This is a genomic window from Bacillus cereus group sp. BfR-BA-01383, from assembly GCF_022663495.1.
In the GTDB taxonomy this organism is placed as follows: domain Bacteria; phylum Bacillota; class Bacilli; order Bacillales; family Bacillaceae_G; genus Bacillus_A; species Bacillus_A cereus_AU.
In genome coordinates this window covers 53090-73746 of the sequence record NZ_JAKUFP010000006.1, presented here as the reverse complement: position 1 = coordinate 73746, position 20657 = coordinate 53090, and the positions used below count along the sequence as shown (strand labels likewise).

Here is a 20657-nt window from a genome sequence, read left to right as displayed (position 1 = left end):
AATTATTTCTTCCGTAACATACACTCACAAAACATTCCCACTCCAACACCAATTGTATAAGCCACTAAATCACTCCACAAAAACCCGTAACCTAATACGAGTCCACCTAAAGTCGTTGCACGAATGCTATCTATCCATTCCGCATGGTACAACTGGCTAATTTCAATCCCGTAGCAAAATATTAAACTAATAATAGCTAATTTCTTCGTTTCTATTTTAGGAAACAAAAATCCAAATCCAGTAAAAATCATTAATGCCCATAAAGCATCACCTAAATAATCATTTAACAAATCAGGTAACGCAAAAGCAAACTTTCTTGAACTAAGACCTAAAATAATAACAACGACAGTAAACACTGCATATAGTGATCTATTTCGATTCGTATTCATTTCAAAATCTCCTAATATATAATGTAAAACTATAAATAGCTAGTAAAATATAATCATTTTACTAGCTATTTATGTCCGACTTCACTTTGTATTTAATCCAATAACTCTTGCTGCTTTTTCCTTGAAAATGATTGTAGTACTAATTCATACGACCAATCAATCATTTTATTAATTTGCTCTTGTTCTACATCCTTATGTATATACACGGTATTCCAATGTTTTTTATTCATATGATACCCCGGAATAATTGTTTCTGGATAATCTTCTCTTATTCTTAATGCGAGTTCTGGATCACATTTTAATGTAATCGCAGCTTTTTCACCTTCTTCATGATTCAATATCGCAAATATTTTATTATTGAGCCTCATACAAGTGGCACTCCAGCCATCTGGAGAATCTTCTGTCGCTTTTCTTTTTGATAAACAATACTCTCTCGTTGCATTCATTCTTACTGGCACCTCTTATTCTTTCACAATTTGATTACGATGCATCACAATTTGCTTCGTCGCTTTAAACTGCTGTTCACCATAAAACTTTATGAGTTTTTCTCCGCAAAATAGACTAACAATATCAATATGAGATACCTCTCGAAGTAACATTGTAAGCATATTCTCTCCAATGCCTTTATTTCTTACACTTTCATGTACGACAACATCTTCTATGTATGCTCTAAAAATACCATCAGAAACAACTCTAGCAAATCCAATTAATTCATTTTCTTCCCATACTCCAATTGCTATACTATTCTTTAACATCTTTTCAATATCGACTTCTTCTCTTTCTGGCCACCAACCGACAGAATCATAAAGCTGCTTAATTTTCCCTGCACAAATCGGTTGTTCATGTTGAAACTTATATGTGTACATTTTTCTTCTCCTATTAATTAGTATACATAATATTATTATAATCTCTTTTCTAAGAAGTGTTGACTATGCCCCTTCGGATGATCTTCAACAACACCATATTCTCGGTAGCCATGCTTTTTATAAAACTCTGGTGCTTGGAAACTAAATGAATCTAATAATATTAATCTACATCCTTTTTCCTTCGCAATTTCTTCGATTTTATGTAGCAATTGACTGCCGTATCCGTCATGACGAACTGATTCATCAACCCATAAAAAATCGATATGTAGATGATAAAAATACATTGTACCTGTTACACCACTAAAGATTTCCCCTTCTTCATCCTTCACTACAAAACTTACTTGTTCCATCGGCTGTTTTACTTCATCTGTTAAGATAGACATGTTATATTGGATTACTTTATTTTTTATGTATTCTCCTTCGTTGCGAGTACCACCCTCTATATGTTTCATATATATCGTCCTTTCCTCTTAGTAAGCTACATTTAATTTTTCTTTCTTTTCTTTAAAATACTAATAAATACAAATCCACCATATGTAATAAAGCATGAGAAACCAATTATCCCTGGTACAGAGACATAGCCTATTCTTACATAACTTATAACTGCAAAACTAGCAATTAATAATAAAATAGATGGCCAAAATATAAGAGCTGTTTGTCTTCGTCTCTGTTTCGATGTACTTTCTCTCTCTTCAGAAACACGAGTGCCAAAAAGCAATACAATACAAATAAGAATCGCGGCAAAGTAAATTGTATCTAATGATAAAGTACGATCATATAGTGCGATTCCAGCTTCCAAAGCAATAATTATTAAAATTAAAATGATGATTGTTGAAGTTTTTAAGTTTCTTTTCAATCGTTCACCCCTAACATGCTTTCACTATATTCTTTGTATATGTATTTCAAAGCTGTTGTAATAGTTTCATCAACATCTTTATTTTCAAGTCGATTAGGTAAATCTTCCCCCCCAATAACATAAAGGAACGGGAATTCATGAAACATTCCCATTATACCAATATTTATTGTAGCTGTGAGCAATCCACCTGTCATATGAGCTAAATGATATGAAGGTATTCCTTCATATTCGCCTTGCTGTCTTACCATTCCGTTAATAATTGGCTCCCATACTACTGGTTCTGATTTGTAACCTTGAAATATATGTACTAAAAGTGAAAGAACTTGATTTAACTCTCCTACATTTTGCTCATCTCTAGGATTTTCCTGTATATGAATCTTCGAAAAGTATGTTGAAATATATTCTCTGACAGTATCCCATCCTCCGCAATACATAACAATTGACTTAGCAATATAACTGTCGTGACAAGCTATCATCACTTCAACCGCTTTATTAAGTGTTAATGTATTTCTTCCCTGTAAATGAGGATATAACTGCTCACTATCCTCATTTGGATTAAACTTAATGTGATGAAGTGTATCATTCCAACTAATTTGTTTGTCCTTTACCATTTTTGCTACTACAAATCCAATTGCTACTTTTGCTGCTGATGCTAACGGAACATATAGCTCATTGTTATGGGAAGCAACTATATTTCCATTCTTTGTTGAATAAACGAGTATTCCGACTTGGCCAGTTTGTATTTCTTTTATTTTTCGTATGACAATTTCCATATTCATTCCTCTTTCTATATCATTTTATCACCCTCTGAAAATTCGATATAGAATGTAAAAACCCTTTATTTGTTAAATGATATTCTTGAACACAAAAAGAAAAAGATAGTATGAAAGTTCTTCACACTATCTTTTTAAAAAATTATTTCGCATAACTGATATATCTATTTCTCATTAGGATTTTCAGGTCCATTAAGCTCCAATTGATAAAAGGCTAAGTCTAGCCATTTATTAAACTTATAACCTGCCTTTTTAATTGTGCCTGCATAAACAAATCCATAGTTTTCATGCAAGGCAATACTTTTCTCATTTTCTGCATCAATCCCAGCAATTAAAGTCATATATTCTCTTTCCTGTGCAATTGTTATTAGTTCTTTCACTAAAGAAGTCCCAATCCCATTTTTTCTATATTCTTTATCAACATACACAGAATGCTCAATTGAATATTTATAAGCAGGCCAAGCTCTAAATGGACCGAATGTCGCAAATCCTACTACTTTATTATCTAGTTCGTATACGAAAATTGGATAACCGTCAGCCTTTTTTTGTTCATACCAATCTATTCTATTTTCAAGGGTTACAGGTTTATATGCATACACAGCTGTTGAGTAAAGTATCGCATCATTATAAATATCTAAAATATATGCTAAATCTCTTTTAGTTGCTTCCCTTATCATTGTTTTCTTCCTTTCATTATGCTTATCTTCTAAATGATTTTATTTTACCGAATTTTCCGATTTATTTCCACGTACGAATTCTAGCTTTTCGGAAACCATCAAATATATTTATCGCAGCAGACAACGTGTAAAAGAAAATTCCACCGCCGATTAACCACGTTTTAAATTCCTCTGGGGAAATAGTAAACACATTTGCCACATACGTAATAAACCCTTCGTTAAATAAATGCGGATTTACTACAATTACAATGAATACTATTGTTCCAGCTACCTGAAGAATAGCATTCCCAATTGCCACTCTTTGCGTCCATTGTCCTTGCACTAACTTATAAAGAGATATACCGATTTCGAAAACGATCATTATTACAACGATCGGCCAGTACTGAAGTAAAACATCTTGATTAAAAGTTGGTGCGACAAACTTCAGTCCATTTGCCGTATCATTATATACGCCTACAAGATGATTCGCATAAAAGTAAAGTGTAGCCCATATTGCCGTCCACATTAAACCTCCAAAAACTTCAAACTTTGAGATCGCCTTTTTCTTCGGGATATACGAAATATTTTTTAAATCATCTGGCGTCCATTTTTTAAAATTTTTTGTTAATGGGTGTGGATCCTTTTCTTTATCAGTTCTTTCTATAACAGCAAATACAAGTGTCAACCAGAAAAATACATGGATGCCTACTTCGACAATTTCCCCAATGCCTTTACCTATCAATTTTAAAATAACATTTAATACCGCTTGATCACCATTATAGCCTATAAAATTTTCTGCAACCATTGAAATAAGTGCAATAACAGCTGCAATTGGTATAATCATTTTTAATAACGTCGTATATACATCAAAATAACGTGGTCCAATTAAATGCATCGGTTTATCCAAATAGCCATTAGCTAATGAAACTGGACTTCCCAATTTTTCGAGTACGCCCTTCACATCATCCTCATTATAATCGTCTGGTAACATATCCTCTATCGTTGACCGTAGTTCAAGTGTAATATCTTCACGATTTTTTTCGGGTAATCTCTTCGCAACTTCATGGACGTAAATATCAATTAAACTCATTTTCGTCCTCCTCCTTTAATAGATTATAAAGTTCTTTCGAATCCTTTATCCATTCCTTTTTCAACTGCAAGAATATCTCTAATCCATATTCACTTAAAACATAATATTTACGAGGTCTACTCTCTGTTTTATCCCAACTACTCGTCACTAGCTCTTGTTTTTCTAAACGGCGAAGTAGTGGATATAAAGTACTTTGATCAATTATAATCCCCGATTGCTCCAATAATTGGACCAGTGAATATCCATACTGCGGTGTTCTTAATTGGCTTAAAACCGCTAATGTTAATGTCCCTCTTCTTAGCTCAGTAATTAACGAATTTAATAAAGCATCCATTTATTCACCTCATTTCCATTACTATATGTCATACAGTATATGTTTTATACTATGTATCGTACAGTATTAGTGTGACAAAAACAATGATTATTTACCAAAAAAATACATAATTAAAAGCACAAACTATATGATTTGTGCTTTTCTAGCTAACTTAAATACCTATAACATTCTTAACTTTGTACCTTTGGTAATATATATTCTCCTTTTTCTTTAGGAAATGGGACAACCTCTACAATCGCCTCAACATTGATTACTCCATATACATGCGGGTATTCTTGACCGTTTGAAGCAAGTTCATATTTTATTTCTGCTTTTACAAGAGATGGATCTATTGTAAGTAATAAAACCTCTTCTTCATGATTAAAATGTTTTTGAACAACTTTTAAAGTTTGGTCTAATAATGAACAATGAATAAATCCCTCTTCATTAAGTGATGCCTCATTAATTTCTCCAGTTGTTTTTGCGACTTCCCAATTTCTTTTGGTTATTACTTTTGTAATCATACTCATTCTCTCCCCTATCTTTATATAGAAAAACAAGAGGATTTTCTTTTCATTACTAGAAAGTCCTCTTGAATTTTTTATTTATTTTAATCCCTTAATTAAAGGTGATGCTTCCCCGCCATGGAAAATCCATAAATCATGAAGAGATCTCGTACATCCAACATATAATAACTTTGCATCATGTTTTGTATTTTTGTAATGTTCATCATCAACATCAATTAGAAGTACAGCATCAAATTCTAGCCCTTTTGCTAAGTAGACAGGCACTACCGAAATACCACCCTCGTATTTACTTTGATCTGCTTCAATGACGTTAACAGTCAATCCTGCATTTGTTAATTTTTCATACATTTGTCGACACTCTTCATCCGTTCTTCCAATTACTGCAATTGTTTTCACATCTTCATTTTGCAAATGCTGTAATGTCTTCAAAATTTCAGTAAATTGATCCTCTGCATGAATTACCTTTACTTCTTCACCACTACGGAAAACAGGTGTAGCAAGTCCTACTGGTATTTCCGCATTCTTTATTATTTCATTCGCAAATTCAATAATTTCTTTTGTCGAACGATAACTTCTCGTCAGTTCATAATAACCTGTTTCTTGGAAGACTTCCTTAAAAGCGTTCCAATCTTCAATTCCTTGATAATCATAAATCGCTTGCGATAAATCACCTAATATAGTGAAAGAATTACCTAGTGTAATTTCTTTTAGTACATAAACTTGGAATGGTGAGAAGTCTTGCGCTTCATCAATAACGACGTGATGAAACTTCTGTCCGATTTCAATACCTGTTATGCGATGATGTATATAAATTAAAGCAGGCAAATCTTCTACATACACTTCTTTTTTACGACAATTCTTTTCTGTTTCTTGCACTAATTCTTCAGGTAATACGTCGAGTATTTCTTTACTTTTCAACATTGAACTGTATAGTGAAAGCGGGCTCATCTTTGGCCAAAAATTCATATATGTGTTCAATCTCTTTGTCGCTTCTTTTTTTAGTAACTTTTTCTCGTTTGTTTCTCCAAACTTTTTAAGTTCAATTTCAATCCAGCGCTTCATACGGCCGACTAAACGTTCTCTTCTTTTCTTTAATGGATAATGTTTATATTCAACTTGCATCCATTTTTTAACGTCTTCCACTGGAATAACTGCTTTATCCCATGCCTCAAAATCTTTCGTCGGTACTAATTCTTTTTCAAATTGAACCATTCTCTCTTCAATGAATGACTTAAATTCAAGCGTGCCTTTAAACTTACCTAGCATAACCTTTTTTTCATCACGATTAATTGAAAAGGCTTCTTTCAATTTTTCTTCTGTCTGCTTTAGTTTCACCGAACCCTCTAACGTACGTAACGCCCAATCTGGAAACGTCGTTTGACTAATGTTTCCTACCCCCAATTCAGGAAGTACGCTCGAAATATAGTCTAAAAACAAACTGTTTGGAGCGAATACGATCATTCTCTCCGCTTCTAGTTGTTCACGGTATTCATAAATTAAAAAAGCAAGGCGATGTAAAGCGATCGTTGTTTTTCCGCTCCCTGCAACCCCTTGAATTAATAATGGTAAGTTTCTTTCCGCACGAATAATATCATTTTGCTCTGATTGTATAGTCGAAACGATATCTTTTAATTTATTATCTTTATTCTCACCTAATCGATATAGAAGAAAATCATCAGCATGCGATACATCTTCATTCCCTTTCACATATGTATCAACAACACGTTCAAGCTCTCTTTTTCGAATGGAAATATTTCTTTTTAAATAAACATCGCCTTCTACTAATCCGTCTGGTGAATGATAAAACGCTAATTCTTCTCCACCGGTAAATGAATAAAACATACTTGCAACAGGTGCTCGCCAATCAATAACCATCGGTTTCATCGTATCTTTATCTGAAACACCTACTTTACCGATGTAAATCGGCATAACATCTTCTTTGCCATCCTCCTGGAAGTCTAATCTTCCAAAGTACGGCTCTTGCACACCGATACGTAAGTTTTGTCTATTAGACTCCCTCATACTTTCAAGAATTTGCTCTTTAAAATCTTCTCCATAATAAACCGGGATTTTTTCAAGCTGCTCTAATTGCTCATCCATCGTACATAAAATATCTTTCATTATCTGTAATTCTTCTTCAAATATGTTACTCATTTGATGATTCCCTCCTGTCCGTTCCAATTTTTTCAGTCGAGATATAATTCTATAAAAAACACAATCATAAAGTCAATAGTTTAAGTGAGAATTTTCCAAAATAAAGAAAAGGTAGGGATAAGCCCATACCCATCAGCTAAGATTTTGAAGTATCCTCAAAGCAAATTTTTTCTCTATATTTATTTATGAGAATCACATTCATTTTTTTTGGGGGACCAATCAATTTTTCACTTACATGCAGGAATTACATACTTACCGAATAAGTCTAAAGATGAAAGCACTTTATGATGTTCTAGTCCACCAAAATTCATTACTGCCATCAAATTCGTAACACCTATTTCTCTGTAGGACTGAATTTGTTTAATAATTTCATCAGGACTTCCTATTACTGGGTTAAATTTACATTTGAAGTCTTCATATGAAATATTCGTCCCACGCGGAGTATTCATAAATAGTTGATAAGGACCTTTTGCATTGGATTCAGCCTCTGCATATGTTTCACCAACATGGACATGAAATGCAACAGGGATTTCCAGCTCCTCTGGATTACCGTGTCCTGACTTTACATACGTATTCTTGTAAGTATCAATCAGCTTTGCTAATTCATCTCGTGATTTACTAAACCCAAGCCCCATGAAATTGTTTCCCACACTAGCAACATGACTAACACCTGTTTCACTAGAGGTTGCAATCCAATGAGGCGGAAAAGGAGTTTGTATGGGCTGAACATTAAGTTTAAGGTCTTTGTATTGATAAAAGTTCCCTTGATGAGAAAAAATCTTGCCTGACCATGCCTTACGTAGCACTTCTAGAGACTCGTTAAAACGTTCAGTTTTGTCCTCCAATGAAATATTATAGCCATCAAATTCCTTCTGTGCATATCCACTGCCTAGCCCTAAATCTAATCTTCCGTTTGATAAAAGATCAACCATCGCATAATCTTCAGCAACTCGTATAGGGTTGTGTAATGGAAGTACTGAAACACCCACGCCGAGGCGAATTCTATTCGTTCTTTGAGATACCGCAGCGAGCAAAACTGCTGGAGAAGGATTAATACCAAAATCTGAGAAATGATGTTCTGCAAACCATACCCCATCAAAATTCACTTCTTCAGCCCGAACGGCTTGCTCTAATACCTCATTATAGAATTGTCTAGGTGTTCGAGATAATTGATCGGGGTAATTATCAAATATAGTTAATGTACTGAATTTCATTTACTATCGCTCCTGATACTTTATTTTCATTTCTATATTTCATAAACCTTTTACATAAAAACTAAATGGTATTATTAATATTCTAGTTATCCGAATCATTCCACTTACGACTTATTTCTAGGCCATAATCCATATCGTAAACTTCTTTTATAGCTTTAACTTTTTCAAGACTTTCATCGCTAAACACAGGTTTGTTTTCAAAAGAATGTAGAACGATCCTTTCAAGAAGAACGCCAAGTGAAATATCATGATATTCTGCCATTGCTTTCAAAACTTTTACCATTCTTTTTTCCATCCTAATTCCAGTTTGCACACGTTCAACTTTAATTTTTGTATTCTTTTCATTTATTTGTTCATTATTTTGTTTCATAATTTCACATCCTTATCGTAAAAAACGCTATTTTGTTACCTAGATAACAATGTATCATTATAACACTGATGTATGTTTTGTCAATTGTGTCATTATATTATTGATTAAACATAATAGATTCTCTCCCTATTATTATTATCAAGATAATGTAAATTTGTATCCATATAGCAAAAAAACGCTATTCTTTTTATAGGAATATAAAAATGAGAAATTCAACTGAAAACACAATAAAAAGCAGTTAATGAATGATTCCATTATCTGCTTTCCAATTTTTATCGCTAGCTGCTTTAATTATACTTTTGATACATGAGCCAATCCCCAGAATCAATAATTTTCTTTAACATCTCTTTATCCCGGGCAATATACACATACGCGTGTATTTCTCTATCAGCAACATACACTGTTTGCGTGATTCTATCATATAAATCCGTTTCTGTATTGCCTGTGTATTCTTCAAGTTCATCTAACTTTTGCAAAACATCATCATTTACTTCGTAAACTTCCCCATATACCTTTTCCTCGTTTGAGCAAATCATTGCAGGATATCCTTCATTTGTATCGAAAAGCTTACCGTACACCCAAGCCTCTTCTGCGATACAGGTTGCACCTTGCATATAATGAGCATTCGTTTGCCCTTTTCTTAACGTGCCATAAACGAAAACATGATGCATATATCCAAATCCCCTTTATATGTATTTACTTTCTTATTTGTAAATATGCACGAATCATAAAGTAACTCACTTCATTTGGAAGTTGTTCTTTAATAGATTTCAAACCACCTTCTGCATTTTGTACAGCAGTTTCAATAAGAGATTCATACTCTGCTGGAACAAAGCTTTGCCAATTCACTTCCATACCATCTTCAAAAGAGCGAATTAAATGGTTTTCAATCGTTTGTCTTGATAGACCTCTATCTTTCGCAATTTCACTTAAATCAATGCCCTGTTTATACATTTCATACGTTTCTAAATGAGAATTTGCTGAAGCTTTTCCAGACTTTTTACGCTCTGTAACAACTTCTGTCTTAATCGTTTCAGCATAATCTGGATTTTCTTCAATAAAGTGCTGAACTGCTTGTAAGAAGTGAGAACCGTACTTCACAAGTTTATGTTCCCCAATTCCTTTTACAGTAAGAAGCTCGGAATCATTTCGTGGCATTTTTGCACACATATCTTTTAATGTTTGGTCAGAGAAAATAACGAACGGAGGAACACCTTCTCCTTGTGCAATTTCTTTACGCACATCACGAAGCACTTCAAATAAAGGATGATCTTGAACAATTTGTCTCGTTTCTACTCGTTCTTTTCGTAAAACGTTCTCTTTCCCAAGTAATATTTCTTTCCCTTTTTCTGTTACTTTTAATGTCGGATAAGTTCCGTGCTCAACTGCAATTAACTCTTCTGAAATTAAAAACTCAATAAACTCACTGACTTCTTTTACACTACGGTTTGATAAAAGACCATACGTTGGCAAAGTATGAAAATTAAATTCAATGACTTTCTTATTTTTCGACCCAGTTAATACTTGTGCAATCATTTGCTTTCCGAATCGTTGGTTCGTTCTAATCATACAAGATAGTACCATTTGTGACTCTCTCGTCACATCTATACTTTCACGGTCATCTGTACAATTACCGCAGCGCCCACAATCTTCCTTCGGCTCTTCTCCAAAGTATTGCAAAATAAATGATTGTAAACATTGTTCTGTATGACAGTAATCGGTCATATTTTGCAATTTTTCTAGTTCATTTGAAAAACGCGATTCTCCTGTTGATTGATCAATTAAAAAGCGCTGTACTTGCACATCTTGAGAAGAATATAACAATATACATGTACTATCTAATCCGTCACGACCAGCACGTCCTGCTTCTTGATAGTAACTTTCCATATTTTTGGGCAACTGATAATGAATAACGTAACGAATATTCGATTTATCAATACCCATTCCGAATGCAGATGTCGCTATCATGACACTCACTTCATCTCGTAAAAAGAGTTCTTGTTGCTCATTTCGATCATGATCACTCATACCAGCGTGATATTTCGATACCGAAACTCCTGCTCTTCTTAAATCTTCATATAATTGATCGACTACTTTTCTTGTAGCCGCATAAATAATCCCAGATTCCTTTTGATTTTGGCGAATATAATCTGCTAAATATGCATTTCGATCTTGTCCTTTAATTACTGAAAACGATAAGTTCTCACGCTCAAACGTTGTCATAATTGTATTTTCTTGATTAATTTCAAGCGTATTGCAAATATCATCCCGCACTTGTGGTGTTGCTGTTGCTGTTAATGCTAAAACAAGTGGTTTTTCTGGAAGATAATCTAATATGCGATGTATATGTAAATAACTTGGACGGAAATCATGACCCCACTGCGAAATACAGTGCGCCTCATCAATCGCAATCATTGGGATTTTCATATCGATAAGTTGATCAACAAATTCCATAGAATCAAGGCGCTCAGGCGCCACATAAAGCAACTTGTAATGTCCTTGTTTCGCCAATTGGATTCGTTGATTCGCTTCTGTAATAGAAATAGAACTATTAATATATGTAGCGGAAATACCATTTTGTATTAATGTATCTACTTGATCTTTCATAAGTGATATCAAAGGCGATATTACTAACGTCGTTCCTTCAAATACTAATGCGGGAATTTGATAACAAATTGACTTACCACCGCCCGTAGGCATAATACAAACGGTATCTTTCCCGTCTAAAACATTTTTAATAGTTTCATCTTGTCCTCTTCGGAATGACGAATAACCGAAATAAGACGCTAAAAGTTCTTGTGCTTTTGTAAACAAAAAAGATTCACCTGCTTTTCTTTATCTTTCATCTATTTATATTATATATCATAAAAGTGATGAATGTGGAGAACATGAATTATTCAAAACGTTCTAAGGAGAGATTTTATATAGCCTTATCAAATATATAAATGATGTACATATAATTTGAGGAGGTTATGGAAATGAAAAATCATTCTAGCAAAATTAAAACTAAAAGTGAACAACTTGAATTTCCAAATAATGACGCATGGAAATATGAATCTTATTACAAATATCAGCCATTATTTTCTTACAAAACGCTATTTAATTTCCTGTTTCGCCTTTTTAAACGATAATATTATCACTTAAAATATGACTATCACAAAACTTTCTCAATATTATCCTCTATATGTCCTACAACCTAACTCAGCAAGTATAATTATTTTAGAGCCTCTTTTCAGCCAAAGCAAATAATTAGAATCGAAAAAAGTATCATACAAATTTGTTATATTCACGAAAGCAATTCATATTTCTCAATACACAAATCGAATTTTACTTGTTACTATAAAAGTACTCCAGATGAGTTTTTGCTCATCAACATTATCTAGTGAAAGGGGGCTGCCGCGGGAAGCAGCTCCCTTTCACTTTATTAAAGTGTTAAATCATCCATTTGGACAGATTTACCAGCTTTATTCAAAATAATTTTATGGTAATATTACGTAGTCGAGTCCGACATCTCGGCAATACCCTTTTGAGGCTCTGCAACTTCCCTTGCAGAGCCTCTTTTACTTTGCATTCAATTTATTTATATATACCACAACACCATTCATTAAATTTCTCCATATCAATTTCCTAAAAATAATCTAGGACACGTAACTAAAAATAAATCTTTATCATACTTTGAGTTATACATGTTCAAAGGAGTGTTACTATTTATGTATTCTTATTGGCAATCGTATTACTCCCCCTATCATAACCCTTATGTAAACTTTGATATATCCGCACGTAATTATCGAATTAGTAAAAACGAAAACTTTTTAAAAGGTTATATGCGTTCTTTATGGGAACAACACGTCGCTTGGACGAGATTAGCTATTATAAGCATCGTCTTTAATTTACCAGATGTTAACGTTACAGTTGGACGGCTTCTACAAAACGCAACACATATGGGACTATCACTTGAACCATTCTATGGTGAGAATGCAGTGAAAAAATATAGTGCCTTAATTAAAGACCACTTAGTCATCGCAGCTGATCTTGTTAAAGCCGCAAAAGCTGGTGATCAAAATGCAGCTGCCGCTATAGAGAAAAAATGGTACGCTAATGGTGATGAAATTGTTGAGTTTCTTAACAGCATCAACCCATATATAGAAAAAGAAGAATTTAGAAAAATGTTTTATGAGCATTTAGCACTAACGAAAGCAGAGGCACTTGCCTTTCTAAATAAAGATTTTGATGCAAGTGTAAAACTGTACGATAAAATTGAAAAAGAAGCATTAGAAATGGCCGACATGATAACAGACGCAATCGTAAAACAATTCCCACAAGTATTTCAATAAAAATAAGCCGATTTGAAAAAACAAATCGGCTTATAAAACTTTCTAGCAATGATATTTCACCTCTCCTCTTTACATTTAGTTTATATCGATATATTTTATTAATATCCGTTTTTTATAGGAGGAAATAGTTTGATTAACGCCATTGGTCTCGTATTTATCCTCACAAATAAACACGAGAAAAAGAAGAAAGTTTATCTGAATGAAAAATTTGCATTAATAGACATTATTGATTCTAAGGAAGTATTTGATGATGAAGGCAATCCATTAGTAGAACTAACATGTAAATACAGTATATATTTAGATGAAAAATACTATTGTAAATCTCTCGATGATTATACTGGACAAGTATTCCCCTTCTTAAGCGCAAAAATAGGGAAAGGTCTTCTTAGGAACTTAAATTATTACTTTTCCTACGTTGATGCCTATGATAAAAAACCACCTGTTAAAGAAATAAGACCGCTTATGAAACAAGTAACTAACAGGTAATGGAAACTAAAAAAAGAAAGCATCTACTTCAGATGCTTTCTTTTTTTAATCAATAGCTCGTTAACTTTCCCCCTCTTCTAAATATATGTACCCAAGCATACTTTAAATTAAAAACATTGGAGGATTAGACTGAATGAAATACTCAGAAACAATTGTAAGTAAACGGATCCGAAGACTTAAAATATCTGGTATGTTTTTCATGGTAGTTTTAATCGCATGGCTTGGATACACAAAATTCCTTTATGAAAATGGATTTCTTCAAGAAAAGAAAAATTCAGTTGAAGTAATGAATACTAGCATTACAGGAGAAATTGAACAGAACTTTCATGTAAACTTACAAGGTTACCGTAAAACGAGCCTTGATACCGTTATAGATGCGAGTAAAACCGATCCAAGTGAACTATCATTAATCGAGCTTATTAATACAGCTTGTTCGCGAGATTGCATTGGTGAACCATTAACATATGTGAAATCAAACAATGGTTATATCTTTTATCAAGCATCAAACGGAACTTATGTATCTATAAAAATTAAAAAGAAAGATACATGGGAAATTGAAACAAAATCAATTCAAGATGGAATATAAATTAGTAATAAAAAAGAGTACTTTGAAGTACTCTTTTTTATTAGATTTTATACATATAGAAGGATAAATTTCGAAGGAAATTCTATTATATTTTCTGTGTGGAACATGCTCTATAGATGCAAACTCTAATCACTACACTTCCTTATACCACCATTTTTTACGTTCAAGATAATCTTTCATTGCATTAAGTTGCGTGTCTGAAGTTGGATCAGAAATGAAATATGTTAATCCATCCGATTGTAAAATGAACTTAGCTGTCATTTTTAAAGACGTTAACGCTCCCATAACATCAGGAGTTTCATAAGGTGAAAAAGCGCCAGATTGGATGATATTTTGTTTATTTACTTGTACTTGCACTGGTTGTTGTACTGTTCCAGTAAACCACGATAAAGGTTTATTTTCTATGAGTGAATTGAGATTACATTTACCGATGCCAGGAACATTCCCTGTATCCGTGTACTGCCAAATATCACACGGATATGCCGGCTTATTGCCTCCATATCGCGGAATCCATACAAAGTCACATTTCACATTTGCCATGCCGAAAGGCTCATACATATGATGACCAACATATAAACCGATTTTCTTAGCACCCAACCGGCGTAATTCGTCGATAAAAGCTTGCGTACCTGTTCGCATATCATCCATTGTTTTAACTTCAACATCTGCAGCCCAAACTGTAGCATTCTTATCTCCACGGTTCCAAAAATCACGAGCTTCTACTTTTGCATCTTCTACTGAAACGAAGCGACAGAATGCATAGTTACCAAATGGAATATTTCTCGCTTTCATCGCTTGTACATAATTTTTATATAGAGGGTCTACATAATTTGAACCATCTTGCACACGTGCAATTACGAAATCTAATTGTGGTGCTGCTACATCCCAGTTAATATCGCCATTCCATTTCGAAATATCTACAATGTAACCCATTATTCAAAATCTCCCTTTTTTTATTATCATATTCATAGCTTGTCTTTTTGCTCTTACCGTTTAAAATTTTGCCTACATTCTTTTAATGGCTGTAGAAATCGGATTACAATATTTCCTACATTTTCTAGGGTTGAAAACAATTCAATTCCCACGAAGAAGAGGAAATGGAAGAATCCACTTATCCTGTTTATTCATTTTCCGCAGAATTGTTGGATAACTTACGCGATTTTGAAGACGAAGAATAAAATAAAAAAGAAGAACGCCTTGCAGTGAGGATAAACGTTCTTCTTTTTATTAGTCAATGTAATTATCCATCAAATATCATCACGCTTGGGGCATAGTTCAATTAAAACAACGCTCGATATTATACTCTCACGTGTTACCGAGTATGGATAAGTCAATATCTGACGAACTTGAAAAGATTATTAAAATGTGACCAATCAAAAAGAGTAAACCAAAACTATAATTCCTTTCCTTCCTGCACTGCCCTCTTCAAACTCTGCAACATATACCCAATCCCTTTACATCCTTCTAACGGATATGTAATGATTTCTTCTGGATATAACTTCGTCACTACTTTTTTATGCTTTTTTCCTGCAAGTAAAACGATTTCACCAAACTGAAGTAAATCTTTTTCAACCATCTGTTTTTGTAATTGTTCAATACTAATAATCTCATTACTTTTAGAATCAAATGCAAGATCATAGTTTTCTTGTACAATATCATTTGGTCTTAAAAACCCATGCTTCGCTGATAAGATAACCCAGTTCTCAAAAAACTCAGTCGCGTACGCCTGACATGCTTTTCCGAACGGGCTAATATATACGTCTTTTGCCTCTACCTTTCCATAATATGGGTATTTATCCCATATTTTCTTTTTTCCACATGGAATTATGCATAGCCTTTTCATCGTTATTTCGTACCTCGTTTCTATCTTACTTATGAAATATTAATTTTTCAGTACATTTTTTTTGCAAAATACTATATAATAATCTCGAAAGATTAAATTACATTATATCCCATATTCAGTTTGATTTCTTTTAGAACTGTCGATTAAACATATATTGTATTACATAAACACACCGTACTAAAGTCACTTGCATACAACATGCATATACCTCATCCTTTAATGAATTTGTTAAGATTTCGTAAAATCAAGCACACTTAATCTTCTAATTCCTATCCGATAGTATAATATATAAATGTAACGTTAATAGGAGGTGAATAAATATGAAAAATATACTCCCAGCATTATTAGCTTATATTATTGTTTGTATCATCGCAATTATCATTCCAGCATCTGACGGCTATAATTCTGTGGGATGGAAGTTATTTATTGGGCAAGCGTACGCAATACCTATTTTCATTATTGTTGCTATTGTTTCATTTTATATAAACAAGAAGCGGTCTTATGAATAAACGGTTAGGAGGATAGCGATCGCTATCCTTTTTTATTCCCTTTCATTAAGTAAATCTGTAGTTCTATAAAAAAAGACAAGTAGCCAATCTGACTACTTGTCCTTTCTGTTTATCCGTATTCAATAATATTAAGCTTGGAATGCTTCTGTTAGTACTGGTACGATTTGTTTTTTACGAGATACAACACCTTTTAATGTAGCTGTGTTGTTTTCAAGAGATACATTGTAAGCTTTCTCAACAACGTTTGCTGCTTTACCGATCGCAAGACCTACAGAATCGTTAGTTAAGATATCAGTTACAACGAATAAGAATAGGTCTAAACCTTTTTCTTCTACTACTGCAGAGATAACTTTTTCAAGTTCCGCTTGGTGTACAAGAACGTCGTTTGTATCAACAGCGTTTACTTGTGCGATTTCAACTTTCGCGTTACCCATTTGGAATTCTTTAGCGTCAAGAGAGATTAATTGCTCCATTGTTTTTCCGCTTAAGTCAGCACCAGCTTTTAGCATTTCTAAGCCGTAGCTATCTGCATCTACACCAGCGATTTCAGCTAATTCACGAGCTGCTGCTACGTCTTGCTCTGTGCAAGTTGGAGATTTGAATAGTAAAGAATCTGAAATGATTGCAGATAACATTAAACCTGCAACTTCTTTACGAATTGTAACGCCATTTTCTTTGTACATTTTGTTTAAGATTGTAGCTGTACAACCAACTGGCTCACAACGGTAGTATATAGGATCGCTTGTTTCAAAGTTAGCAATACGGTGATGGTCAATAACTTCTAACACACGAACAGATTCGATATCGTTAGCACTTTGTTGACGCTCGTTATGATCAACTAAAATAACGTTGTCCACTTCGCTTGCAACTGTCTCAACAAAACGCGGTCCTTCTACTTTAAAATAATCTAACGCAAATTGAGTTTCACCGCTGATTTCGCCTAATCGTACAGGCTCAGCATTCATTCCTAATTCTTTTTTCAATTCTGCATAAGCAATTGCAGAACAAATTGCATCTGTATCTGGGTTTTTATGCCCGAAAACTAGTACTTTTTCCATGTTTTCCACCTCTTCATGAAAAGGATATCTTAAAGAAGCAAATATGACAATATTTTAGACACATTTTTTTATAAATAATTGCAGTTTCTTCTATATTTTTCATCGTTTTCACAAATAAAGACCTTCTAAAATAATTTAGAAGGTCAAAGATTGTCTTTTCGTTAAAATAAAGATGGAACTTACACTACGTTGTTAAATGCGAAATTGGCAAAGGCAGTCTAATTATCGAATAGCCCTCTTCCTCTCAAATTTGCGGAAACAGGCCCCTTTCCTATTTCACGTGCCCATATAGATAACTGGCCGATATGGTGGATTTCGTGGACAATGACATGACGTATTATCTCTCCGTGTGTACATTCAATGACTCGGCGCCTAATTGGTGCGTCTCTAGAGCTAATCGGTTCTTCAGTGAAATCAGTTTCTGAAAGTTTCCGAGAATCCATTTCATTTGTCCAAGATGTCACAAATGGCTTCACTTTCTCGTGGTATTGAGCTGAAAGATTTTTCACTTTTTGTAAGCTGGCATACTCTTCAAACAATGGCTCATCGGGCACTGGTTCACCGCGCAAACCTAAGATCCACATATATTCCACATCTACAATATGAAATAAGGTATGTAGGATACTGCCGAACCCACCGACTCGTTTCTTTAATAGTTCTTCATCCGGCATGTCTTCGCACAATGTAAACCAATCATCACGAACTTGCCAGTTATATTGAAACAGTTTCAACATCACAGCAACCTCCATCTTTTAGATTAACATTTAATATTCACCAAAAGACTTCAAAACCCCTATTTAAATAATAACTCTAAAAAACCTGTTAAAACCTTCTACAAATTGGCCCTTTAATTGAACATTCCAGATGAAGTTATGGGATCAAAAGAACAACCCTATTATATAGGGTTTTATCAAACTTTGTTTTAAATTATCTCCCTTTTCCAATAAAAAACTAAATCATTTTATAATAAATTACCGTTGCATCTAACTCACCATTCGGGGAAATCGCATACCCTGGTATTTTACCGGATTCTTGATAGTCTAATGACTTATACAATCTATTGGAAGGATCTCCTTCTCTAGTATCTAATACTAAAAGAGTCCTGCTTTCTTGCTTTGCCCGTTCCTCTGCTTTTTGCATAAGTGAACGTCCAATGCCATTACGTCTAAATTTCGGATGAGTCATTAACTTACAAATTTCGGCTCTATGGATCCCATTATGCTTTGTAACAAGATGTAATTGAACACTTCCCGCCACTTCATTGTTTATTTTAGCAACATACAATATCACTTCTGGTGCTAATACAGTTCGCCAATAATTTGTTGCTTCTTTTTGTTCAAGTGGAGGTAAAAAACCAATTGACGCCCCATCATCTACTACAGTTTTCAAAAGTTTAGAAAGCTCTTCAATATCATTTTCTAGTTGCTTAATTTCTTCAATTACTAAATTTCGCATTACTTTTCCTCCTTTTGTTTCATTGTAACAACTTTTAAAGAAGGAATAATTAAATTCTAAGATGAAATTATTTAAGATATGATTTTTTAGAGAAAGGATAACTATATGAAGTATATATTAGATAGGACATACGCGAGAGAATTACTCCAGTGGGCATATGAACAAAACCCAGGTCCATGGTTCGAACATTCAAGTAATGTTGCCCTTGCAACTGAAAAGATAGTTGTAGAACTTATTAATAATGGGTACGACCTAGATACTGACATAGCATACAATGCTGCCCTCCTGCATGATATAGGAAGATATAAAGGTTTTACTAAATCTGTTATTCATTCCTATGATGGTTATATGTATATGAATGATTTAGGGTATACAGGAAATGCGATTATTTGTGTGACACATTCATTTCCTTGCAAAAATGAGCATTTAGATATCGCAGCGGAGTGGAGCCTTGTTCCCGATTATATGGAAAGCCGGTTAATTGAAATATTGAATGAAAATAGTGACTACGACTTATACAATAAGGTCATTACCCTTTGTGACGCACTTGCTGACGCGGAAGGCTTTACTACTCTTGAAAAAAGATTGATTTCAGTTGGTTTACGTCATGGCACAACATCTCATACCTCTTTACATTGGAAGGGATTCTATACAATTAAGAAAGAATTAGAATCTTTAATCGGTAAGAGCATTTACACACTTCTCCCTGATGTAGAGAAATCGATTTATAACAATATAGAATATTAAAATAAACACAACTTAAAACTCTTTCAAAGTGGAGGGACTACTTATTAGTAAAATGGGATTTGACTTGATAAATCATAAAAATAACTCTGATTTTGGGTATGAAGATATAGTGAATTTATCTAGGAGATGTAAATTTTCTAACTGTTCGCATACAAATGAACCACAATGTGCGGTTAAAAAAGCTATCTCTGATGGAGTTCTTTCTGAAAAAGTATTTAATCATTATTATAGAGATTTAAACGAGGCACAATATGTTTCTAAGCAAAGAAATAAAACAAAAGCTATCGACTATATGAAACAATTGAAACTCTTCCATAAAAATTAGGATAAACTAGAAAGCCGTCCTTAAAATAATATTTTAAGGACGGCTTTTTGTTTAATACTAAACAAATTCTGTATAAAACCTAAATAAAAGAGTGAATTTTCAGTTT

The 20657-nt window shown here is 33.6% G+C and carries 26 protein-coding genes; 6 read left to right on the top strand and 20 right to left on the bottom strand.

What is annotated here, in order from left to right; translation table 11 throughout:
* Positions 1-2: 2 nt before the first annotated feature.
* The 15 genes from MR065_RS08475 to recQ all read right to left on the bottom strand — a co-directional run bounded on the left by MR065_RS08475 (position 3) and on the right by recQ (position 12022).
* Positions 3-389 (bottom strand): ribosomal maturation YjgA family protein, encoded by a 387-nt coding sequence (locus MR065_RS08475; protein ID WP_242213294.1) that lies wholly within the window; start codon positions 387-389, stop codon positions 3-5.
* Positions 390-481: 92 nt separating this feature from the next.
* Positions 482-835 (bottom strand): MmcQ/YjbR family DNA-binding protein, encoded by a 354-nt coding sequence (locus tag MR065_RS08470; RefSeq protein ID WP_242213293.1) that lies wholly within the window; start codon positions 833-835, stop codon positions 482-484.
* Between the two features lie 15 nt (positions 836-850).
* Positions 851-1255, bottom strand: a complete 405-nt coding sequence (locus MR065_RS08465) for a GNAT family N-acetyltransferase (RefSeq protein ID WP_242213292.1) — start codon at positions 1253-1255, stop codon at positions 851-853.
* 35 nt (positions 1256-1290) lie between these two features.
* The gene (locus MR065_RS08460; RefSeq protein ID WP_242213291.1) at positions 1291-1707 is read right to left on the bottom strand and encodes a GNAT family N-acetyltransferase; all 417 of its coding nucleotides are present in this window, start codon (positions 1705-1707) and stop codon (positions 1291-1293) included.
* A 32-nt stretch (positions 1708-1739) separates the two neighbouring features.
* The gene (locus tag MR065_RS08455; protein WP_242213290.1) at positions 1740-2111 is read right to left on the bottom strand and encodes a hypothetical protein; all 372 of its coding nucleotides are present in this window, start codon (positions 2109-2111) and stop codon (positions 1740-1742) included.
* On the bottom strand, positions 2108-2884 hold the full coding sequence (locus tag MR065_RS08450) for a serine hydrolase (RefSeq protein WP_242213289.1): 777 nt from the start codon (positions 2882-2884) through the stop codon (positions 2108-2110). Before MR065_RS08450 ends, MR065_RS08455 begins: the two co-directional genes overlap by 4 nt.
* Positions 2885-3048: 164 nt before the next feature.
* The gene (locus MR065_RS08445) at positions 3049-3561 is read right to left on the bottom strand and encodes a GNAT family N-acetyltransferase (RefSeq protein WP_242213288.1); all 513 of its coding nucleotides are present in this window, start codon (positions 3559-3561) and stop codon (positions 3049-3051) included.
* Between the two features lie 61 nt (positions 3562-3622).
* Positions 3623-4630 (bottom strand): HAAS signaling domain-containing protein, encoded by a 1008-nt coding sequence (locus tag MR065_RS08440; protein ID WP_242213287.1) that lies wholly within the window; start codon positions 4628-4630, stop codon positions 3623-3625.
* Positions 4617-4964, bottom strand: a complete 348-nt coding sequence (locus tag MR065_RS08435) for a PadR family transcriptional regulator (RefSeq protein ID WP_097903687.1) — start codon at positions 4962-4964, stop codon at positions 4617-4619. Before MR065_RS08435 ends, MR065_RS08440 begins: the two co-directional genes overlap by 14 nt.
* A 170-nt stretch (positions 4965-5134) precedes the next feature.
* Positions 5135-5467: a DUF952 domain-containing protein gene (locus tag MR065_RS08430; protein WP_242213286.1), complete on the bottom strand. Its 333-nt coding sequence runs from the start codon at positions 5465-5467 to the stop codon at positions 5135-5137.
* An 81-nt stretch (positions 5468-5548) separates the two neighbouring features.
* Positions 5549-7624, bottom strand: coding sequence for a HelD family protein (locus tag MR065_RS08425; protein ID WP_242213285.1), 2076 nt, complete (start codon positions 7622-7624; stop codon positions 5549-5551).
* Positions 7625-7851: 227 nt separating this feature from the next.
* On the bottom strand, positions 7852-8838 hold the full coding sequence (locus MR065_RS08420; RefSeq protein ID WP_242213284.1) for an LLM class flavin-dependent oxidoreductase: 987 nt from the start codon (positions 8836-8838) through the stop codon (positions 7852-7854).
* 82 nt (positions 8839-8920) lie between these two features.
* Entirely contained in the window at positions 8921-9208 is a 288-nt protein-coding gene (locus tag MR065_RS08415; protein WP_097903691.1) for a hypothetical protein, read from the bottom strand.
* Between the two features lie 287 nt (positions 9209-9495).
* Positions 9496-9879 carry a gamma-glutamylcyclotransferase family protein gene (locus MR065_RS08410; protein ID WP_242213283.1) on the bottom strand — a complete coding sequence of 128 codons (384 nt, stop codon included), beginning with the start codon at positions 9877-9879 and terminating at the stop codon, positions 9496-9498.
* A gap of 25 nt (positions 9880-9904) precedes the next feature.
* The gene (gene recQ, locus MR065_RS08405) at positions 9905-12022 is read right to left on the bottom strand and encodes a DNA helicase RecQ (RefSeq protein ID WP_242213282.1); all 2118 of its coding nucleotides are present in this window, start codon (positions 12020-12022) and stop codon (positions 9905-9907) included.
* 896 nt (positions 12023-12918) lie between these two features.
* Here recQ and MR065_RS08400 point away from each other — a divergent pair.
* The 3 genes from MR065_RS08400 (at position 12919) to MR065_RS08390 (ending at position 14614) form a co-directional block, all read left to right on the top strand.
* Entirely contained in the window at positions 12919-13542 is a 624-nt protein-coding gene (locus MR065_RS08400; protein WP_242213281.1) for an acetylglutamate kinase, read from the top strand.
* Between the two features lie 129 nt (positions 13543-13671).
* Positions 13672-14028 (top strand): hypothetical protein, encoded by a 357-nt coding sequence (locus tag MR065_RS08395; protein ID WP_000606231.1) that lies wholly within the window; start codon positions 13672-13674, stop codon positions 14026-14028.
* Positions 14029-14161: 133 nt separating this feature from the next.
* The gene (locus tag MR065_RS08390; protein WP_242213280.1) at positions 14162-14614 is read left to right on the top strand and encodes a hypothetical protein; all 453 of its coding nucleotides are present in this window, start codon (positions 14162-14164) and stop codon (positions 14612-14614) included.
* Positions 14615-14746: 132 nt separating this feature from the next.
* Here the strand turns inward: MR065_RS08390 and MR065_RS08385 are convergent, their stop codons facing one another.
* Positions 14747-15547, bottom strand: a complete 801-nt coding sequence (locus tag MR065_RS08385) for a GH25 family lysozyme (protein ID WP_242213279.1) — start codon at positions 15545-15547, stop codon at positions 14747-14749.
* A 460-nt stretch (positions 15548-16007) separates the two neighbouring features.
* On the bottom strand, positions 16008-16457 hold the full coding sequence (locus MR065_RS08375) for a DUF6884 domain-containing protein (protein ID WP_242213278.1): 450 nt from the start codon (positions 16455-16457) through the stop codon (positions 16008-16010).
* A gap of 320 nt (positions 16458-16777) precedes the next feature.
* On the opposite strand from MR065_RS08375, the gene MR065_RS08370 reads away from it, so the two are divergent.
* On the top strand, positions 16778-16966 hold the full coding sequence (locus tag MR065_RS08370) for a DUF4017 family protein (RefSeq protein ID WP_242213277.1): 189 nt from the start codon (positions 16778-16780) through the stop codon (positions 16964-16966).
* A 128-nt stretch (positions 16967-17094) separates the two neighbouring features.
* Here the strand turns inward: MR065_RS08370 and ppaC are convergent, their stop codons facing one another.
* The 3 genes from ppaC to MR065_RS08355 all read right to left on the bottom strand — a co-directional run bounded on the left by ppaC (position 17095) and on the right by MR065_RS08355 (position 19479).
* The gene (gene ppaC, locus MR065_RS08365) at positions 17095-18024 is read right to left on the bottom strand and encodes a manganese-dependent inorganic pyrophosphatase (protein WP_000416871.1); all 930 of its coding nucleotides are present in this window, start codon (positions 18022-18024) and stop codon (positions 17095-17097) included.
* A gap of 218 nt (positions 18025-18242) precedes the next feature.
* Positions 18243-18758: a DinB family protein gene (locus MR065_RS08360; RefSeq protein WP_242213276.1), complete on the bottom strand. Its 516-nt coding sequence runs from the start codon at positions 18756-18758 to the stop codon at positions 18243-18245.
* A 217-nt stretch (positions 18759-18975) separates the two neighbouring features.
* Positions 18976-19479: a GNAT family N-acetyltransferase gene (locus MR065_RS08355; RefSeq protein WP_242213275.1), complete on the bottom strand. Its 504-nt coding sequence runs from the start codon at positions 19477-19479 to the stop codon at positions 18976-18978.
* Positions 19480-19584: 105 nt separating this feature from the next.
* Here MR065_RS08355 and MR065_RS08350 point away from each other — a divergent pair, with 105 nt between their 5' ends.
* Together MR065_RS08350 and MR065_RS08345 are read left to right on the top strand one after the other, a co-directional pair.
* The gene (locus MR065_RS08350; protein WP_242213274.1) at positions 19585-20226 is read left to right on the top strand and encodes an HD domain-containing protein; all 642 of its coding nucleotides are present in this window, start codon (positions 19585-19587) and stop codon (positions 20224-20226) included.
* A gap of 52 nt (positions 20227-20278) precedes the next feature.
* Positions 20279-20551 carry a ribosome small subunit-dependent GTPase A gene (locus MR065_RS08345; protein ID WP_242213273.1) on the top strand — a complete coding sequence of 91 codons (273 nt, stop codon included), beginning with the start codon at positions 20279-20281 and terminating at the stop codon, positions 20549-20551.
* Positions 20552-20657 lie beyond the last annotated feature (106 nt).

Coding starts and splice junctions, on each gene's coding strand:
- MR065_RS08475 (WP_242213294.1), bottom strand. CDS start 389: ATGAATACGAATCGAAATAGATCACTATATGCAGTGTTTACTGTCGTT.
- MR065_RS08470 (WP_242213293.1), bottom strand. CDS start 835: ATGAATGCAACGAGAGAGTATTGTTTATCAAAAAGAAAAGCGACAGAA.
- MR065_RS08465 (WP_242213292.1), bottom strand. CDS start 1,255: ATGTACACATATAAGTTTCAACATGAACAACCGATTTGTGCAGGGAAA.
- MR065_RS08460 (WP_242213291.1), bottom strand. CDS start 1,707: ATGAAACATATAGAGGGTGGTACTCGCAACGAAGGAGAATACATAAAA.
- MR065_RS08450 (WP_242213289.1), bottom strand. CDS start 2,884: ATGGAAATTGTCATACGAAAAATAAAAGAAATACAAACTGGCCAAGTC.
- MR065_RS08445 (WP_242213288.1), bottom strand. CDS start 3,561: ATGATAAGGGAAGCAACTAAAAGAGATTTAGCATATATTTTAGATATT.
- MR065_RS08440 (WP_242213287.1), bottom strand. CDS start 4,630: ATGAGTTTAATTGATATTTACGTCCATGAAGTTGCGAAGAGATTACCC.
- MR065_RS08435 (WP_097903687.1), bottom strand. CDS start 4,964: ATGGATGCTTTATTAAATTCGTTAATTACTGAGCTAAGAAGAGGGACA.
- MR065_RS08430 (WP_242213286.1), bottom strand. CDS start 5,467: ATGATTACAAAAGTAATAACCAAAAGAAATTGGGAAGTCGCAAAAACA.
- MR065_RS08425 (WP_242213285.1), bottom strand. CDS start 7,624: ATGAGTAACATATTTGAAGAAGAATTACAGATAATGAAAGATATTTTA.
- MR065_RS08420 (WP_242213284.1), bottom strand. CDS start 8,838: ATGAAATTCAGTACATTAACTATATTTGATAATTACCCCGATCAATTA.
- MR065_RS08415 (WP_097903691.1), bottom strand. CDS start 9,208: ATGAAACAAAATAATGAACAAATAAATGAAAAGAATACAAAAATTAAA.
- MR065_RS08410 (WP_242213283.1), bottom strand. CDS start 9,879: ATGCATCATGTTTTCGTTTATGGCACGTTAAGAAAAGGGCAAACGAAT.
- MR065_RS08400 (WP_242213281.1), top strand. CDS start 12,919: ATGTATTCTTATTGGCAATCGTATTACTCCCCCTATCATAACCCTTAT.
- MR065_RS08390 (WP_242213280.1), top strand. CDS start 14,162: ATGAAATACTCAGAAACAATTGTAAGTAAACGGATCCGAAGACTTAAA.
- MR065_RS08385 (WP_242213279.1), bottom strand. CDS start 15,547: ATGGGTTACATTGTAGATATTTCGAAATGGAATGGCGATATTAACTGG.
- MR065_RS08375 (WP_242213278.1), bottom strand. CDS start 16,457: ATGAAAAGGCTATGCATAATTCCATGTGGAAAAAAGAAAATATGGGAT.
- MR065_RS08370 (WP_242213277.1), top strand. CDS start 16,778: ATGAAAAATATACTCCCAGCATTATTAGCTTATATTATTGTTTGTATC.
- ppaC (WP_000416871.1), bottom strand. CDS start 18,024: ATGGAAAAAGTACTAGTTTTCGGGCATAAAAACCCAGATACAGATGCA.
- MR065_RS08360 (WP_242213276.1), bottom strand. CDS start 18,758: ATGTTGAAACTGTTTCAATATAACTGGCAAGTTCGTGATGATTGGTTT.
- MR065_RS08355 (WP_242213275.1), bottom strand. CDS start 19,479: ATGCGAAATTTAGTAATTGAAGAAATTAAGCAACTAGAAAATGATATT.
- MR065_RS08350 (WP_242213274.1), top strand. CDS start 19,585: ATGAAGTATATATTAGATAGGACATACGCGAGAGAATTACTCCAGTGG.
- MR065_RS08345 (WP_242213273.1), top strand. CDS start 20,279: ATGGGATTTGACTTGATAAATCATAAAAATAACTCTGATTTTGGGTAT.